11 protein-coding genes are annotated in these 18,088 nt (G+C 61.8%); 3 read left to right on the top strand and 8 right to left on the bottom strand.

Annotation, left to right across the window (positions count from 1 at the left end):
• The first annotated feature begins 224 nt into the window (after positions 1–224).
• Both ACEXP3_RS08615 and ACEXP3_RS08610 read left to right on the top strand, forming a co-directional pair.
• The gene (locus ACEXP3_RS08615) at positions 225–2,276 is read left to right on the top strand and encodes a glycosyltransferase family 2 protein (RefSeq protein ID WP_377296861.1); all 2,052 of its coding nucleotides are present in this window, start codon (positions 225–227) and stop codon (positions 2,274–2,276) included.
• Positions 2,277–2,320: 44 nt separating this feature from the next.
• Positions 2,321–7,741 (top strand): beta strand repeat-containing protein, encoded by a 5,421-nt coding sequence (locus ACEXP3_RS08610; RefSeq protein WP_377296860.1) that lies wholly within the window; start codon positions 2,321–2,323, stop codon positions 7,739–7,741.
• Between the two features lie 116 nt (positions 7,742–7,857).
• Here the strand turns inward: ACEXP3_RS08610 and ACEXP3_RS08605 are convergent, their stop codons facing one another.
• The 5 genes from ACEXP3_RS08605 to ACEXP3_RS08585 all read right to left on the bottom strand — a co-directional run bounded on the left by ACEXP3_RS08605 (position 7,858) and on the right by ACEXP3_RS08585 (position 12,610).
• Complete coding sequence (locus ACEXP3_RS08605; protein WP_210105333.1) at positions 7,858–8,556, bottom strand: ABC transporter ATP-binding protein; 699 nt, start codon at positions 8,554–8,556, stop codon at positions 7,858–7,860.
• Complete coding sequence (locus ACEXP3_RS08600; RefSeq protein ID WP_210105334.1) at positions 8,553–9,299, bottom strand: ABC transporter ATP-binding protein; 747 nt, start codon at positions 9,297–9,299, stop codon at positions 8,553–8,555. The genes ACEXP3_RS08605 and ACEXP3_RS08600 overlap by 4 nt, the downstream gene beginning before the upstream one ends.
• Positions 9,296–10,327 carry a branched-chain amino acid ABC transporter permease gene (locus tag ACEXP3_RS08595; protein ID WP_377296859.1) on the bottom strand — a complete coding sequence of 344 codons (1,032 nt, stop codon included), beginning with the start codon at positions 10,325–10,327 and terminating at the stop codon, positions 9,296–9,298. The genes ACEXP3_RS08600 and ACEXP3_RS08595 overlap by 4 nt, the downstream gene beginning before the upstream one ends.
• The gene (locus tag ACEXP3_RS08590; protein ID WP_377296858.1) at positions 10,324–11,184 is read right to left on the bottom strand and encodes a branched-chain amino acid ABC transporter permease; all 861 of its coding nucleotides are present in this window, start codon (positions 11,182–11,184) and stop codon (positions 10,324–10,326) included. Before ACEXP3_RS08590 ends, ACEXP3_RS08595 begins: the two co-directional genes overlap by 4 nt.
• Positions 11,185–11,440: 256 nt before the next feature.
• Complete coding sequence (locus ACEXP3_RS08585; protein ID WP_210105337.1) at positions 11,441–12,610, bottom strand: ABC transporter substrate-binding protein; 1,170 nt, start codon at positions 12,608–12,610, stop codon at positions 11,441–11,443.
• A 273-nt stretch (positions 12,611–12,883) separates the two neighbouring features.
• Between ACEXP3_RS08585 and ACEXP3_RS08580 the strand changes: the two genes are divergently transcribed.
• Positions 12,884–13,267 (top strand): diacylglycerol kinase, encoded by a 384-nt coding sequence (locus tag ACEXP3_RS08580; RefSeq protein ID WP_377296857.1) that lies wholly within the window; start codon positions 12,884–12,886, stop codon positions 13,265–13,267.
• 16 nt (positions 13,268–13,283) lie between these two features.
• Here the strand turns inward: ACEXP3_RS08580 and ACEXP3_RS08575 are convergent, their stop codons facing one another.
• Genes ACEXP3_RS08575 through ACEXP3_RS08565 form a run of 3 tightly spaced genes read right to left on the bottom strand, consistent with a single transcriptional unit; the run spans position 13,284 to position 18,077 of the window.
• Positions 13,284–14,486 (bottom strand): osmoprotectant NAGGN system M42 family peptidase, encoded by a 1,203-nt coding sequence (locus tag ACEXP3_RS08575; RefSeq protein WP_377296856.1) that lies wholly within the window; start codon positions 14,484–14,486, stop codon positions 13,284–13,286.
• 4 nt (positions 14,487–14,490) lie between these two features.
• A complete protein-coding gene (ngg, locus tag ACEXP3_RS08570) occupies positions 14,491–16,299 on the bottom strand; it encodes an N-acetylglutaminylglutamine synthetase (protein ID WP_377296855.1) in 1,809 nt (602 codons plus the stop codon).
• A gap of 2 nt (positions 16,300–16,301) precedes the next feature.
• Entirely contained in the window at positions 16,302–18,077 is a 1,776-nt protein-coding gene (locus ACEXP3_RS08565; protein WP_377296854.1) for an N-acetylglutaminylglutamine amidotransferase, read from the bottom strand.
• Between the last annotated feature and the right edge of the window lie 11 nt (positions 18,078–18,088).

Genomic DNA, 18,088 nt, shown 5'->3' with positions numbered 1-18,088 from the left:
TTGTTGCCGATATACCGTTATTCCAACGGGTTGCGTATGCGGTTATTCTTATTTGCCTTGTATTTTGCTGCTTCTCCTACGAATTAAGCCGTTACGGGCTGGCGCGGCGCAGCCGGCGCCAAGCTGCTCCGGATTGTGCTGAATCCGACTATCTCTTCGGCGACAAAGCGCCGTCGATCACCATCCTCATTCCCTCCTATCGGGAAGAGCGGCGCGTTATCGCCATGACGCTGCTTTCGGCCGCTGTCGCGCGTTATCGCAACCGCCGAATCGTACTCCTGATCGATGATCCAGCCTCCGACGTTCAGTCGCTGGCGCGCTCGCGTGCAGCTGCCGCAGACGTCGTGAAGGAAATCGAGGCGGTCATGGCGCCCATGTGCACGGCGGCTGATGCCTGGCGGGCGCGAAAGGTGATCTCCTCCCCCAATCGCGCGTGGGAAACGCGGCAGATCGCCATGCTCTACGCCGACGCAAGCGGCTGGCTGGAAAAGCTCGCGCTGGAATTCGTCGCGCAGATCTCGGCGGAGTTCCGCCATGTGGATACGTTTTTCGTGGAGCGCGTTTTGCGCGATCTGGCACGGCTTTATCGCAGCACCGAAGCCGCGCTTGCGCAGACGGTCCTTGATGAAGACGGGATCGATCATCATTACCGCGTTCTGGAAACGCTGTTCTGCCGCGACATCAACGTTTTCGAGCGCAAGAGTTTTTCCAATTTGTCGCATGCGCCCAACAAGGCGATGAACCTCAATTCCTATATCGGCCTGATGGGCAAGCGCCTGAAGATCAAGCCGCGAGGCGGCGGCCGTGTTCTTGTGCCGGCATCGGGTGCGAAGGTCGATATGGTCGTGGAGCAGCCGGACTTTGTGCTGACGCTCGATGCCGACAGTCTCATCCTGGGCGACTATATGCTGCGCCTCACGCACCTCCTCAACGAGGAGCCGGAGGCGGCCGTTGCCCAGACGCCTTATCTGAGCTTTCCCGGCAGCACGTCGCTTGTGGAGCGCATTGCGGGGGCCACGACAGACATCCAGTACCTGGCGCATCAGGGAAGCACGTATTTCTGCGCGGCCTACTGGGTCGGTGCGAATGCCCTGATCCGCTTCAAAGCCCTCAAAATGATCGCCCGTGATGAGAGGGAAGGGCACAAGACCTGCACGGTGTTCATTCAGGATGAAACTGTCATCGAGGATACCGGATCGACCATCGATCTTCTCGATGCGGGCTGGCATGTCCATAACTACCTGACGCCGCTCGCCTATAGTGCCACGCCTGCCGATTTCGGTGCGCTTGCCATTCAGCGAAAGCGCTGGAGCAATGGTGGCCTCATCATTTTCCCGGCTTTGCTGCGCAATTATCTGCGCATGCCGGGACGTCTTCGTCGGTTGCCGGAACTGCTGCTGCGAACAAATTATCTCCTGTCGCCGCTTCTCGGCAATATTGCCGTCTTCGTCCTGATGATTTGGTCGCCGGCCGACAGCAAGGCGCTGATGTGGACGCCGCTTGCGATTGCGCCCTACTTCATCCTTTATGCCAGCGATCTGAAGCGCCTGGGCTATCGCTTCACCGATCTCTTCCACGTCTGCGCCTTGAACCTGATGCTGCTGCCAGTCAGCTTTGCCGGTATCCTGTCATCGGTCAGGCAGATGGTAACGGGCCGAAAGGCAAGCTTCACCCGAACGCCAAAAGTCGCAGACCGCACCTTCATCCCGCCCTACAGCTTTGTCTTCAACTGTCTGATGCTGTTTTTGATGGCAGTTTACGTCGTGCAGGGACTGTTGTCGCACGAGTATCTCGGCACGATCATCCCGGCGATCAACACGACGTTGTACAGCTATGGGCTTTACCGGTTTGTCGGGGTTCGCGACGGCCTTTCCGATATCGCACTGTCTCTCCGGGAACGCATCGAAGGCGCAGGCGCTGCCCTTGCGCGGCGCCGGCCGGGCCGCCTTCAAGGCCGGCGCGCGAACAAGACGGCGCAGCAACAGGTGCGCCGTCCTGCGATCGTCTTGCGCAACATGGCTGCGGCCCTCGCTTTCCTTGCGGTGTTGCTGGGACCCTCGAAATTCGTCACCTGGCCGCCCGATAGCGACGCCGTGGCGGGCTTCAGACGGGTGGGTCCGTTTCTGGCCGTCGAGGAAGATCGGCCACCACTCATCCCGGCGGCTGACGGCGGGAAATCAAGGCAAAAGCCTGAACGGGCGATTGATGAATCAAAGTCTGCCGGTGCGGCGCAGGCGGTGAAAATCCGCGATGGCGCCGAACAGGCGGACCGATAACAGACCGGAATTTGGCCGAACAACGATTTGAGGGAGGGTACATGATGAGCCCGAAACGACATGGGGAATTGCTCGCAGGAAAGCGCGGACCGGTGAAAGCCGCCGACGCTCGCCGTGCCCCAAGCCGCGCGCTGGCCGGCCTTATGGCGGGAACAGCAATCAGCGTGCTGTGGGTTGCAGCCGCCGGCCAGGCCGAGGCTGCCTGCACGCAGGTCGGCAGCATATTGACCTGCAGCGGCGCAGTCAGCAGTTTCCAGCCCGTTACCGATCCCACCACAATGCTATCCATCACCGGGCTGACGGCGGATGTGACGGCAACGCCTGGCAATGATGTCATCAATTTCGTGTCGACCAACGGCCCGATTGCGATCAATCTCGCGAACACGCAGACGCTGTCTGCAAGTGGTGCGGATGCCGATGTCATCGAGGCCCGCAGCCTTGGAGGACAAGCGATCAGCCTTGATGCCAGCGGCAATCTGGTATCGGCTGCGGCGCATGGCATCTATGTGGATACGGCAGGCGATATCGACGTGACGATGAAGGGGACCACCAGTGCCGGTCTTGATGCCATCACCGCGCATGGCCAGTCGACCGGCACGATCGACCTTAATGTCGCAGGCAGCCTTACCTCGACGTCTGGCTCCGGCATCGTCGCCGATACCGGCATTGATCCCGGCCAGCCGGGAGCGATCAAACTGGTCAATACTGCAACGATCAATGCTGCGGTCGATGGCATAAATCTCTCGTCGAACGGCTCGGGTCTCCTGAACATTCAGAGCGATGCCGACATCACCGGCACAGCCGGCTATGGCATCTATGGCTTCAGCAACGGTTCCGTTCTTTCCGCAACGACAGGCAATATCGTTGCCGGCACGCAGGGTCTTCACCTGGAAAGCCATGGCGACAGCGGCACGGTTCTGGCCACGCACACGGGCAATATCACCACGACGAGCGACGACGGCGTCTGGGCCGAAGCGCGTGGCGCCGTGTCTGTGACGGTCACCGGCGATATCGATGCCGGCGGCACCGGCATCCATGCCCAGTCGGCGGAAGACACGGCAACGACGGTGGTGAGTGTCGTCCACACCGGTTCGCTGACGGCCCACGATGGGTACGGGATCGAAGCCATTGGCCTGAATGGCGGCGTCATCGTCACCAATATCGGTTCCATCACGTCCACCGGCGATGCCATCAATGCCTATGCGGCCGGTGGCAACGTGACCGTCGATCAGTCGGGGACGATCAATTCCAGCCAGGGCGCCGGCATCGTCGGCCATTCGACGACGGGAACCGTCTCGATCCTTGGAACGGGCACGATCACCGCATCGGGCAACGGTGTCGATGTCCTCGCCAATAGCGGCGCGGTTTCGGTCGCGCAGTCTGGCGATATCGAGTCGGGCGCGATCGGCGTTACCCTGAGCTCGCTTGTCGGCAATGCCACATTGACGGGTTCCGGCGCGGTGACGGCCACCGGCTCGGCAATCGTCATTTCCAGCCGTGGCAGTGGTTCCTCATCCGTCAACCGCGATGGCGCCATCTCCTCGCTCAACGGTATCGGCATCGACGCGAGTTCGACGAACGGCTCGGTCACGATTACCAACGCCGGCACAATCGAGGCGAGCGGCCCCGGCATCAAGGGGGCGGCCAACAATTCCACGGTTTCGATCAACCAGACCGGCAACGTCACCTCGCACAACGACGCCGCCATCTCGGCCACGTCAGCCAACGGCGCTGTTTCGGTCACGTCTTCGGGCAATCTCTCCGGCGAGACCTCCGGCGTCTATGCGCATTCGCAATATGGCGATGTGACGGTCGATCAAACAGGAACAGTTACCGTCTCTGCCGGGGCCGGCATCGATGCCTATGCGGCAAATGGCACAATTTCGGTGACGGCAGACGGCTTGATCACCTCCGACGCGGACGGGATCCACGCCGTCCAGTCGGGCGGCGGCACGCTCCACATCACGGCATCCGGCGGCATCCGGTCGGCCAGCGCCAACGGGATTCTGGCAAGTTCCACTGATAGCAATGTGACGATCGACAACACTGGCGCGATACAGGCCAACAGCGACGGCATTAACGTTGACGCAAACAGCGGCAACATTCTGATCACGCAGGTCGGCAATGTCACCTCCGACACGGGCGCCGCCATTTCGGCAGACGCTCCGGCCGGCAGCATCGGCATTACGTCGACCGGTGACATTTCGGCCAAGACCTACGGCCTTTACGCCTATTCCACGGGTGGGGACGTCTCGATCAATCAGACCGGCAGCGTTTACACCTGGGCCGGGGAGGGCATCCTGGCCTATTCAGCCACTGGAGCCGCCTCGGTTACGGTCGATGGGGCCGTAACGGCCAAGACCGATGCTATCACCGTGCGCAATGCCGGCTATTCGAATGTTACGGTCAATGCAACCGGCGGCGTCGAATCCTATGACGGCGCGGGCATCATTGCTTATTCGCCGAACGGAGCCGTCGAGGTCACGCAGAAGGGCAATTTGATTTCCAAGACGAACGGCATCGATGCCAGTAATTTGAGCGGTCAGGACGTGACCGTCACGCATCGCGACGGAAGCCTCACTTCCAACAGCGGCAGCGGCATCGTGGCCTCGTCCAGCTCCGGTAATGTGACCGTGACCTCCACCGGCAAGCTTGTTGCCGAGCTTTATGGTATCAATGCCACCAACACCGGCTATGGCTCGGTCAAGGTCACGCAGAACGGTGATCTGACGGCCAACAAGAATGACGGCATCCTGGCATCGTCCAGCAACGGCGATGTGACTGTGAATTCAACCGGCAAGCTTGTTGCCGAGCTTTATGGTATCAATGCCACCAACACCGGCTATGGCTCGGTCACTGTCACACAGAACGGTGACCTGACGGCCAACAAGCGTGATGGCATCCTGGCGTCGTCCAGCAACGGCGATGTGACTGTAAATTCAACCGGCAAGCTTGTTGCTGATCTCTACGGCATCAATGCCACCAACACCGGCTATGGCTCGGTCACTGTCACGCAGACTGGCGACCTGACGGCCTATAATCGTGATGGCATACTGGCTTCATCCAGCAACGGCAACGTGTCTGTGACTTCCACGGGCACGGTCCTTGCCGATCTCTACGGGATCAATGCCAGCAATACCGGCAATGGATGGGTCAACGTCACGCAGACCGGCGACCTGACGGCCTATAATCGTGACGGCATCCTGGCGTCCTCTGCCACGGGCTACATCTACGTAACCGGTAGCGGCATTATCACCGCAGACGGTGTTGGCATTAACGCCTCCAACACCAGCAACTCCAACGATGTTGAGGTCTACTGGCAAGGTGCCATCACGGCCTCGAATGGAAGTGGTATCCTTGCATCTTCCGCACAGGCAGACGTCTATGTTGAGCAATACGGGGATATCAACGCTGCCCTTGACGGTGTCAATGCGTCAAACCTGAGCGACGACCAAGGCGTGCATGTGGCCGTCATGGGCGATATTGTTGCCCAGAACGGGCTTGTGGCGTCTTCGGCGCGGGGTGAGGTCTATGTTGGGCATTTGGGGGGCATCACGGCCAGCCAATATGGCATCAACGCCACCAACCTGAGTGACGACAACGATGTTGAAGTCGAAAGCTTGGGCAATATCACCGCAGCCGGCAATGATGCGATTTATGCGTCCTCGGCCAATGCAGCTGTGTTCGTCAGGAGCTATGGCGGTGACCTCACCGGCAACCAGAGCGGTATCCATCTGGAAGGCTGGGGCAGCCTCTCGGCGCAGGTCGATGACGGCACGGTGAAGGGCGGCGCAAGCGGAGCAGCAGTGACGTTCGTCAATGGCGCTTCCAGCTCCCTTCTCAACTATGGCACGCTTGCCAACACCTCCGGCATCGACGGTCTTGCCGTCTCCGGTGTCGATACGAACACGTCCATCGACAACTACGGGACGATCCGTGGCAATATCGATCTGACCGATCTTGCGTCCAACAGTTTTGAGAACCGGTTCGGCGCGGTGTTCGAAACCGGGTCCTCGGTTGATCTCGGAAGCGGCAACTGGCTCACCAATGCCGGCATCGTTTCCCCCGGCGGCGAGGGCGTGATCAAGGCGACCAGCCTCACCGGCTCGTTCGAGAATACCTCGACCGGGACGCTGCTGATCGATATCGACGGCGCAAACGCGGCGACCGACACGCTGACGGTTTCCGGCCAGGCCAAGTTGAACGGCGCATTGTCGGTGAACCTGATGTCGCTGGGGAGCAGTTCCAACAGCTATGTCTTCCTGTCCGCCGGCGCCGGCATCACGGAGGAGGCCATGGTCATTTCGAACCCCGCGATCCTGGGTTCCGTTACCAGCGACGGCACCAATGCCACGGTGACGATCGATGGCGTCAACTTCTCGCCTGTGAGTGGAACGCCCAACAGTCGGACGCTCGGGGATTATTTCAACCGCTCGATCGCGGCCTCGAACAGTCTTGAGCCCATCCTGCTCAGCCTTGCCAACCTCAGTACCGATGAAGAGTACAATGCGGCTCTACAGCAGTTGTCGCCGGAAGTGCTTCTGGCGGAAACGGATGCGGCCCGCGTGGCCAACATCAACTTCACCAACAACCTGATGAGCTGCCGCGTTGCAGACGGCGTCAATTTCTTCGGCGCCGAAGGCGAATGCGGCTGGGTGAAGGTGGAAAATCGTCGCGTAACGCGCGACGGTGATTCCGAGACGATCGGATCGCACAGCGATAGCTGGAGCTTCACCGGCGGCGCTCAGTTCGCGCTCGCCCCGGACTGGCGCCTCGGCTTCGGCGCCGGCGGCTCGACGGAGAACACCGACAGCACCTATGGCAGCAGCGATGGCAGCACCGCCTACCTCGGCGCCGTTGTGAAATACGCCCCCGGTGCGGCCCTGTTTTCTGCCGCGGTATCGGGAAGCTACGGTTGGTATGACAGCACCCGTCAGGTCGATTTCGGCACTATTACCGATACGTTGACCGGGAGCCCAGAGGTTGCGACCATCAATGCCCGTCTGCGCGCGGCCTATACGTTCCAGAACGATAGTGCTTACCTCCGCCCGATCCTCGATCTGGATATGATCTACACGCGCCAGCGTGCCGTCACGGAAACCGGTGGCATTGCAGCACTCAGCATGGATGCCAGCGATCAGACAGTGTTCAGCGTGACGCCGTCGCTGGAGGCGGGCACCCAGGTTGCGCTCGGCGACGACATGCTGCTGCGTCCCTATGTCAGCGGTGGGGTCAGCCTCTATTCGGATAACAGCATCGCGATGGCCGGCATCTTCTCGTCGGATACCGGCGGCGTAGCACCGTTCAACGTCAGCACGACCACCGACCGCACGCTGTGGCGCGCCTCGGCGGGTGTGGATGTGTTTGCCGGCGAAACCGGGACGCTGCGTCTCTATTATGACGGCGCCTTCGGTTCGACCACCACATCGCAGGTCTTCGGCGGCAAGTTCAGCCTGAAGTTCTAAGCCGATCAGTTCGACCGCTTGCGGTTCTGGAAGACAGGACAGATGACAATCGACACGGCGCCTTTCGAGGCGCCGTGTCTGTTTAGATGGAGGTTTGCAGCTTCAGGCCGTTTCCATCAGATCGCCAGCAGGGCATCCAGTTGCGCCGGGTTTTCCAAAAGCGCCTTGGCGGAGGCGGCAAGGGCGATGCTGCCGCGGTTGAGCACGATCGCCTCATCCGTCAGCGGCAGGATTTTTCGAGCCTTCTGCTCCACGATGATGGCGGCGAGCCCCTCTTCCGTCACGATGCGTCGCAGTGCGGCCAGAAGTTCATCGACGATGATCGGAGCAAGACCCTCCAGCGGCTCATCGAGGAGAAGAAGTTTCGGGTTGAGCATCAGGGCGCGCCCCACCGCCAGCATCTGCTGTTCGCCGCCGGAAAGCTGGTTTCCGAGGTTGCGACGGCGCTCCTGGAGGCGCGGAAACATCGTGTAGACGGCCGAAACATCCCAGCGACCGGGGCGAGCGGAGGCGGTGAGGTTTTCCTCGACCGTCAGCGACCGGAAGATGTTGCGCTCCTGCGGCACCCAGCCGATGCCACGGGCAGCGCGCTGTTCGGGGCGAAGCCGTGTTATGTCCTCGCCCTTCAGGTGAATAGTTCCGTGATGATGGGTGGTGACGCCGACAATGCTGTTGATCAACGTGGTCTTGCCGGCGCCGTTGCGGCCAAGCAGGGCCAGCGACTGGCCCTGCGCCAGCGACAGATCGATGCGGGCGAGAACTTGTGCCTCGTCATAACCGCAGATCAGCTGCTCAATGCGAAGCAGATCGCTCATGCGGCGTCTCCCAGATAGATGGCCTTGACCTCGGGATCGCGGGAAATCTCCGCAACGCTGCCTTCGGCAAACAGCCGGCCGGCCGCCAGAACCGAAATCCGGTCGGCAAAGGAGAAGACGAGGTCCATGTCATGCTCGATCAGCACCACCGTGACGTCGGAGGGCAGGTCGCGCACGATGGCAAGCACCTCGTGGCGGTCTTCCTCCGGCACGCCCGCTGCCGGTTCGTCGAGCAGCAGCACCTTCGGCTTCAGCGCGATGGCAAGGGCGATTTCTAGCAGGCGTTGCTTGCCATAGGGCAGGCCGCGCGTCGGCAGGCACATGACGTCGGCAAGGCGAAAGCGTTCGAGAATATCGGCAGCCTCCGCGGCCGCCTGACTGTCGGATGCAAGCGAACGCCAGAAGCGGGTGCCATGCCCCAGCCGCTCGCCAACCGCCAGCACCATGGATTCGAGCGGCGTCAGATCGTCAAACAGCTGGTTGATCTGGAAGGTGCGGGCCATGCCCTTTTTCACCCGCGCAAACGGGCTTGCCTCGGTGATGTCTTCGCCGCCGATCAGGATCCGGCCGCTGCTGGGGGTGAGCGCCCCGGTCAGAAGGTTGATGATGGTGGTCTTGCCCGCGCCATTGGGGCCGATCAGTGCATGGCGGGCGCCGGGCCGGATGGAGAGCGACACGTCATTGGTAACGACAAGGCCGCCGAAGCGCTTCACCAGCGCGCGGGTTTCAAGGGCGGGTGTCATGCCTCCTCCTTCGCAAGGGGTGCTGCACTGGGCGCCGCGCGACCGGTTTTCGTCCTTACCCATGCCGTCAGGCGGGCGGGGTTGATGCGATCGCGTCCGACAAGCACAAGCGCAACCAGAACGAGCCCGATCCAGAACATCCAGTATTGCGGTGTGACGACCGACAGCCAGGCACGCAGCACCGTAAAGATCACCGCGCCGATCACGCCGCCATAGAGGTAGCCGACGCCGCCCAGGACCAGAACCAGCAGCACGTCGGCCGAGCGGTGAAAGGCCAGCACATCCGGCGAGACGAAACTGGTGGTCTGCGTGAGGAGCGCACCGGCAAAGCCGGCATAGACGGCTGAGAGCGTGTAGATGACGACGATGCGGCGATTGGGCGAAATGCCGAGCATGGCGGCGCGGCGGCTGTTGCGCTTGATGGCCTTCAGCGACAGGCCGAAGGGCGCATGGACGATGCGGCGCGCGATGACCAGCGCGACAAACAGCACGGTGAGGCAATAGAGATAGCCAGTCTGCCCGAACAGGTCGAATTCGAACAGGCCGGCAATCGGATCGATCAGGATACCGCTCAGCCCATCGGCGCCACCGGTCAGCCAGGCTGCCTGGTTTGCCGCTTCCGAGATGAGCATGCTGACGCCGAAGGTCGTCATCAGCTTGGTGAGGTCGCTGCCCCGCAGCACCAGATAGCTGGTGGCAAGGCCGAGCAGACCGGCAATCGCACCCGACAGGATAAGGCCGGTGAGCGGTTCTGCGGTGAGATGCAGGCTGAGGAGGCCCGCCGCATAGGCTCCGACGCCAAAGAAGGCGGCGTGGCCGAGCGACAGGATGCCGGCATAGCCGACGATCAGATCGAGGGACATGGCAAAGAGGGCGAGAATGGCGATCTCGCTCAGCAGCAATTGTTGCGATGGAAGCGCGAAGGCAGCGCCAAGCGCCAGGATCCAGAAGCCATATTCCAACGGCTTCCAGCGGGCCTTGCGGCGAAGGAAGGCGCTGGCGAGCGCCTGTCGGGGCAGCGGGCTCATCGTCCTCCCTCCCGGAAAAACAGCCCGTTGGGGCGCAGGATGAGAAAGGCGATCATCACCGCATAGATGATGAAGGCCCCGAGCGAAGGAAGATAATATTTGCCCGCCACATCGGCGATGCCGAGCAAAAGGGCAGCCAGAAACGGCCCGGTGATGGAGGAGGTGCCGCCGATCGTCACCACGATCATGAAATAGATGAGGTATTTCAACGGGAAGTTCGGATCGAGCCCGAGCAGTTCCACGCCGAGCGCACCGCCCAATCCGGCGAGCCCTGAGCCGAGCGCGAAGGTGAGCACGAAGATCACCGATACATTGATGCCAAGCCCGCGCGCCACCCGGCCATCATCCACGGCCGCGCGCAACTGGCTGCCGATGCGGGTGCGGGTGAGCGTCGTTTGCAGCGCAATGGTCAACAGCGCGCACAAAACGATGATGAAAAGCCGGTAGCGGCCGATATCGGCGCCGAGCAGGTTGAAGCGACCGGAGAGCTCTGGCGGCAGCGAGATCAGCTGCTGCTGTCCGCCCATGAAAAAATCCACTCCCGCCACGGCCATGAAGACGAGGCCGATGGAAAACAGCACCTGGTCGAGATGGGATGCGGCATAGAGCCGTCGATAAAGCGTCACTTCCAGCGCTGCACCCAGCGCGGCCGAAAACAGGAAGGCCGCCGGAAGGCACCAGTAGAAGGAGATGCCATAGCGGTTCATCAGCACCACGGTCACGTAACCGCCCGCCATGGCAAAGGCACCGTGGGCAAGATTGACGAAGTTCATCAGGCCGAGTGTCACGGCAAGCCCGCAGGCGAGAACGAAAAGCAGCATGCCATAGGCAATGCCGTCGAACAGGATTGTCAGCATCGTTCCTCCCGGGGATGGCGGGGAATGACAGAAAGCGGGTCAGGCGCAGGCGTGTGGTGGGTGCCGGAACGCACACGTTCCGGCACACCGGTCGATGGCTGCATCATCTTTGCCGATGCTGATGGCTTGCCTCATCCAGCCACTGGCTGGAAAGGAGGGTCAACCGACAGGGATCAGCCACTTCCTCCGCATCACGGATTCGATGCAGCGGAGACATGCGCCGCACTGGCAGAGCGCAGCCGGCGCACGCTTCCCATCACGGCGTATTCGGGTCGCGCACCTTCGGGAAGGTGGCAAACTCGACGTTATAAAGCTCGCCATCCACCTTCTTGACCTCGCGCATGTAGATGTCCTGCACGATGTCGCGGGTTTTCGCATCGATGGTGATCGGGCCGCGCGGGCTTGTCCAGGCCATGCCCTTCATGGCCTCTACCAGCTTGGTGCCGTCGGTATCGCCATTGGTCTTCTTCAGCGCCGCATAGGCGAGCGCCATGGCATCATAGCCGCCGACGGACATGAAGTTCGGCCGCATATTGTTGTTGGCCTTGCGAACCTCGGCCACGAACGCCTTGTTTTCCGCGCTGTCGTGGTTGGCGGAATAGAAATGGCCGGTGATGACGCCAAGCGCTGCATCGCCCATGCCGTTCAGGAGATCGTCGTCGGTCACGTCGCCGGTCGCGATCAGCTTGATGCCGGCATCGCGAAGGCCGCGCTCGACGAACTGCTTCATGAAGATGGAGCCGACGCCGGAGGGCACGAAGACGAAGACAGCATCCGGCTTTGTGTCGCGCACGCGCTGCAGGAAGGGCGCAAAATCCGGGTTCTGCAGGGGCACACGCACCGCCTCCAGGATTTCGCCGCCATCTTTCTTGAACTGGTCGGTGAAACCCTTTTCGATATCGATGCCGGGGCCGTAATCGGAAACGAGCGTGACGACGCGCTTCAGCCCGTTCTTGGCCGCCCAGGTGGCAACCGGCACAGCCGATTGCGGGCCGGCCATGCTGGTGCGCACGAAATAATCCGATTTCTGGGTGATGATCGAGGTGGTCGCCGAGGTGATGATGGCGGGAACTTTGGCCTGCGCGAGCACCGGTGCCACCGAAAGCGCAAGCGGCGTGAGGCCAAAGCCCATCAGCATCGAGGCGCCGTCCTTCACCACCAGTTCCTGGGCAATGCGCCGGGTCTGGTCAGCGGTACCGGCATCATCGCGCAGCACCACCTCAACCTTCTTGCCGGCCACGGTATCACCGTTCAGCGCCATATAGGCCTTGACGCCTGCTTCCACCTGACGCCCCGTCGAGGCGAAGGGGCCAGTCATCGGCAGCACGAGGCCGATCTTGACGGTTTCAGCGGCATAGGCATGCGAAAACAACAGGCTGCACAGGGCAGCACCTGTCATGAAAAGGCGTCTCGATACGGATGCCATGTATACTCCTCCCAGAGTTTTAATCCCGCGACAGGTCCACTCCCATGAACCCGATGAATGCTATGCGCATGTTTTCGCTGCGGCATCCAAGTCTCCTCCTCGAGCCGCGTTCGATAATGTATACACCAAATCTGCGAAGAACAAGCGACTCCTTGCGGCTGGCGAGGGCATGACGCAATCGCTGCGGGCTCTCCGCACTCCCCTTTGCAGCTTTGCCTTTGCGCGATGCGCACAGCCTTGTTATGTGCAGAAGATTGTGTGGGGAGCGCAAAAATGTCCGAACCTCTTCGGCATCAAAGACAACGCGGGCTTGGCCATGTTCTGGCGGCTGCGCGGTATTCGCTGGGCGGTGCGCGCCGGCTGTTCGGCGAAACGGCCTTTCGCCATGAATGCGCCGTGTTCTTTATCATCAGTTGTGTCTATGCCCTGGTCGGGGCTGCGTTCACCACCTATCTGGCGGCATTCGTGCTGTTCCTGGTGCTGGTTGCGGTGGAGGCGCTGAATACGGCGGTGGAGGAAATCGTCGATCGGGTGTCGCCCGAATTTTCGCTCGCCGCTCGCCACGCCAAGGATCTCGGCTCCTTTGCCGTGTTCTGCCTGCTTCTGGCAAACGGCATCCTTTTCCTGCACACGCTGTACAGTGCCGCCTTTCCTTAAACCTTGCGGGCTGCCGTCAGGTCGGCTTGGGCCTTGACCATCTGTCCAATGGCTGCTGCTGTTCCGGCGCGCGTCCGCCGTCTGCCGGAACCTGCACCAGTTGTTCCGCCTCGTCCGTTGGCTGGGTGGTAAAGCCCTTCGGGCTGGAAATTTCCTCGGCATCGCGATCGATGTTTACCGGGCTCACGGCAAAGGCGGACACCAGCCTTGCAACGCTTGTGAGCGCGTGGACGTGGATGCGCTCATAGCCGTGCGAGGCATCGACCCCGAAGGCGGCAAGCGCCGTGCGGATATCGTGGCCTGCCTCAAGTGCGGAGGCCGAATCCGACCGGTAATAGCGAAAGACATCCTTCTGGTAGGGGATGTCGTTTTCGATGCACAGATCCACCAGCTTGCGCGTCAGGTGATAATCGAACGGACCTGTCTGGTCGGCCATGGCGATGGTAACGCCGAATTCCGATGAATTCTGTCCCGGCGCGGTGGTGCCGTTGTCGATGGTCAGCATCGAGGCGATCTCGGAGGACAGGATGGAGGAGGCGCCGACACCGACCTCTTCGGCAATGGTGAACAGCCAATGCGTATCGACGGGCGTGCGCGCGCCCGTCCGTTCCAGCGCCTCGATGGCGGCAAGACAGATGGCAACGCCCGCCTTATCGTCCAGATGGCGGGAATTGATGAAGCCGTTTTCGAGGAATTCGGTGCCGGTATCGATGGCGACCGTATCGCCCACATCGATGCCGAGCCCGCGTGTCTGCGCCGCAGAGCCGGTGATGGCATCGATGCGCAGCTCCACATGCGCCCAGCCGACAGGTGCGGTGTCCACTTCGTCATTGAAAGTGTGGCCGGAGGCTTTCAGCGGCAGGATCGTGCCGCGAAAGGTGCCGTGATAGCTGTAGATGGTGACCCGTGCGCCCTCGGCAAAGCGGGCGGACCAATGACCGATGGGCACCAGTTCCAGCCGGCCATTCTCCTTGATGGCCTTCACCTGCGCGCCGAGTGTGTCGACATGGGAAACAATGGCGCGCGCGCCCTTTCGCCGGCTACCCTGGCGCACGGCGCGAATCGCGCCGCGCCGCGTCAGCTCCGGTGTCAGCCCCAGCCGTTCCAGTTCCTGCGAGCAATAGCGCACCACCTGGTCCGTATAGCCGGTCGGGCTGTCGATCGACAGCAGTGCCTTGAGCTGCGAAAGCAGATAGTCCTCGTCGATATCGATGGTCATGCCGTTACATTTTCCCCAGCGCATTGCGGGCCGAACGGTGGCCCGAAAGCGGGAAGAGCAGATCGAGAAAGCGGGCCGCTATCGGCTGCGGCTCGTGGTTGGCAAGCCCCGGGCGCTCGTTCGCTTCGATGAACACGTAGTCCGGCTCGGTCGGGGCCTTCACCATGAAATCGATGCCGACGACCGGGATGTCGATGGCACGGGCCGCCTTGATGGCTGCCTCCACCAGGCGGGGATGGACAATCGCCGTCACGTCGTGGATGGAGCCGCCGGTGTGAAGGTTTGCGGCCTTGCGCACCACCACGTCGCGGCCTTCTTCCAGAACATCGTCCAGCGTCAGATCCGACATCTGCAGGCAGCGTTCGGTTTCGGCATCGACCGGGATCGTGCTTTCACCGCCGGTGGCGGCAGCCCTTCGCCGCGACAGCGTTTCGATGAGCTGGCGCACGGTCTGGCGCCCATCGCCCACCACATGCGGCGGGCGGCGGATGGCGGCGGCCACCAGCTTGAAATCGATGACCACGAGGCGCAGATCCTCGCCCTCGAAACAGGCTTCGATCAGCACGCGGTCGCAAACCTCGCGGGCAGCGACAATGGCCCTTTGCACCTCGTCGAGCGTCGAAAGTCCAACCGCAACAGCACGTCCCTGCTCGCCACGGGCGGGTTTGACCACCACCCGTCCATGCTTTTCCAGGAACGCAACGAGCGCCTCTTCGTCACCATCGGCCGTCATCTGTTTCGGCACGACAAGGCCGGCGCGTTCCACCACGCGGCGGGTCACCGCCTTGTCGTCGCAGATCGACATCGCCACGCCCGATGTCAGGTCGCTGAGGCTCTCGCGGCAATGGACGGTGCGGCCGCCATTCGACAGCCGGAAGAAGCCGCCTTCGGCATCGGTAATTTCCACATGCACGCCGCGCCGGCGCGCTTCGTCGACGATCAGCCGGGCATAGGGGTTCAGCGCATCATAGGCTTCGAGCGGTCGGGCATAGAGGCGCTCATTGATGGAGTTCTTGCGCTTGACGGAAAAGGCCGGAATGCGCCGAAAGCCAAGTTTTTCGTAGAGCGCGATCGCCTGCTCGTTATCGTGCAGCACTGAGAGATCCATGAAACCCGCACCGCGCGCCTTGAAATGCTCGGCGAGCCTGCGCACCAGCGTTTCGCCGATGCCGGCATGACGCGCTTGCGGATCAACCGCCAGGCACCAGAGCGATGATCCCTGTTCAGGATCGGCAAAGGCGCGCGTGTGGTCAATGCCGGTCACGGTGCCGATCACCTCGCCGGTCGTCTCGTCTTCCGCAACCAGATAGGTGATGGCCCGGTTGTCGCGGTTCGACCAGAAGAAATCCGGCCGCACCTCTACCATGCCGCGGGCAGAATAGATGCGGTTGACGGCGCGGGCATCTGCTTCGGATGACAGGCGCCTGACGGAAAATCCGCGCGGCTGGCGCCGGCCGGAACGATAGGTGGCGAGATCGAGTCGGAAAGTATGCGAGGGATCGAGAAAGATCTCCTGCGGTGCTTGAGCCAGCAGCACATGCGGCTCATGCACATAGATGGCGATGTCGCGATGTTCCGGCGCTTCCTCGCGCAGCGCCGAGACGAGTTTCCCGGCATCATCGAAGGTCTGGGCAAAGATCAGCCGGCCCCAGCCGCAATCGAGAACCGCGGATGCGTCTGCGACCGCCTTGTCCGGATGCCCGACATGGCCCGTCCGCTGCAGGGATTCGATGCGCTTGCGTCTCAGCCGGTGTGCCACCGCCTTGTCGCTGCGCACACGCTGGCTGCGCTCGCTTGTCTTGTTGCTTGTCATCCTCAGACCCCTTGCACCTGCAGCCACATTTCCAGAAGCCCCGCCTGCCAGAGTTCCGAGCCCTGCAGCGGTGTGATGTGTTCTGACGGTGCGTCGAACAGCTGGTTCAGATAGCGTTCCTGAAAGATGCCACGTTCGCGGGCGGCCTGTGACGTCAGCGCATCGCGCAGCATGTCGAGATAGGGGCCGTCGACATATTTGAGCTGCGGTACCGGGAAATACCCCTTCTTGCGGTCGATCACCGTATGCGGCACCACAAGGCGCGCAGCATCCTTCAGCACGCCCTTGCCGCCGTCGTTCAGCTTGAATTCCGGCGGGATCTTGGCGGCAAGCTCGACAAGCTCATGGTCGAGGAAGGGCACGCGCGCTTCCAAGCCCCAGGCCATCGTCATGTTGTCGACGCGCTTGACCGGGTCGTCCACCAGCATGACCTGGCTGTCGAGCCGCAGGGCGGCATCGACGGGCGTATCGGCATCGGCCTCAAGAAGATGGTGCGCGACAAGTTCGCGGCTCACATCGCTCGAAGCCATCCAGTCCGGGTTCAATTGCGTCTTCATCACCTCATGGCTGCGGTCGAAAAACACGCGGGCATAGTCGTTGACCACATCCGTCGAGGAGCCGAGCGGCGGATACCAGTGATAGCCGCCGAACACCTCGTCGGCGCCCTGGCCGGACTGCACGACGCGGATATGCTTGGAAACCTCCTTGGCGAGCAGATAGAAGCCGACATTGTCATAGGAGACCATCGGTTCCGACATGGCGGAGATCACGCCGGGAAGCGCATCCATCAACTGCGCCGAGGGGACGAAGATCTTGTGGTGGTCGGTGCCGAAATGCTGGGCGATCAGGTCTGAATAGACGAACTCGTCGCCCTTTTCGCCGTTGGCTTCCTCGAAGCCGACGGAAAAGGTCATGAGGTCATTCTGGCCCTGTTCGGCGAGAAGCCCGGTGATGATGCTGGAATCGACGCCGCCCGACAGCAGCACGCCGACCGGCACATCGGCAACCGTGCGCCGCTTCACGGCGAGCCGCAAGGCATCCAACACCATGTCGCGCCAGTCGTTGCGCGTCAGGCCTGCCATAGCGGGATCGCGCGTGTGCGGCGGGTTCCAGTAGCGGGTATCCACCTCGCGGCCATCGGCCTCGATGACGCGGATGGTTGCGGGCGGCAGCTTCTTCACGCCGTTCAAAATAGTGCGTGGCGGTGGCACAACCGCGTGAAAACTCATGTAGTGATGCAGTGCATCGCGGTCGATCGAGGTGTCGATATCACCGCCCTTGACCAGTGCCGGAAGCGACGAGGCAAATCTGACGGCGCGGCCGACCTTTGCAAGGTAAAGCGGCTTGATGCCAAAGCGGTCGCGCGCCATCACCACGCGGTCCGTATCGCGCTCATGGATGACGAAGGCGAACATGCCGTGGAAGCGGGTCACACAGTCCGTGCCCCAGGCGTGCCAGGCTTTCAGGATGACCTCGGTGTCGCCATGGGAGAAGAAGCGGTAGCCCTTGGCCTCCAGTTCGCGGCGCAGCTCCGGGTAATTGTAGATGCAGCCGTTGAAGGCGATCGTCAGGCCGAGTTCACCGTCCACCATGGGCTGGCGGGCCTTCTGGGAGAGATCGATGATCGAAAGCCGCCTGTGCGACAGGGCCGTCGATCCGTGGATTACCATTCCGGACCCATCGGGCCCGCGCGGCGCGATCGCCTCCATCATCCGGGCCTGAACCATCGGGGAAGGCTGTTCCCCGTCGAACCGTATTTCTCCGCAAATCCCACACACTGTGCTGCTTC

Origin of the sequence: Neorhizobium fuzhouense (genome assembly GCF_042611105.1) — a bacterium.
GTDB classification, from domain to species: Bacteria; Pseudomonadota; Alphaproteobacteria; order Rhizobiales; family Rhizobiaceae; genus Neorhizobium; species Neorhizobium galegae_A.
The sequence above is the reverse complement of the archived record's forward strand: the minus strand, read 5'-3'. Positions and strand labels throughout refer to the sequence as shown.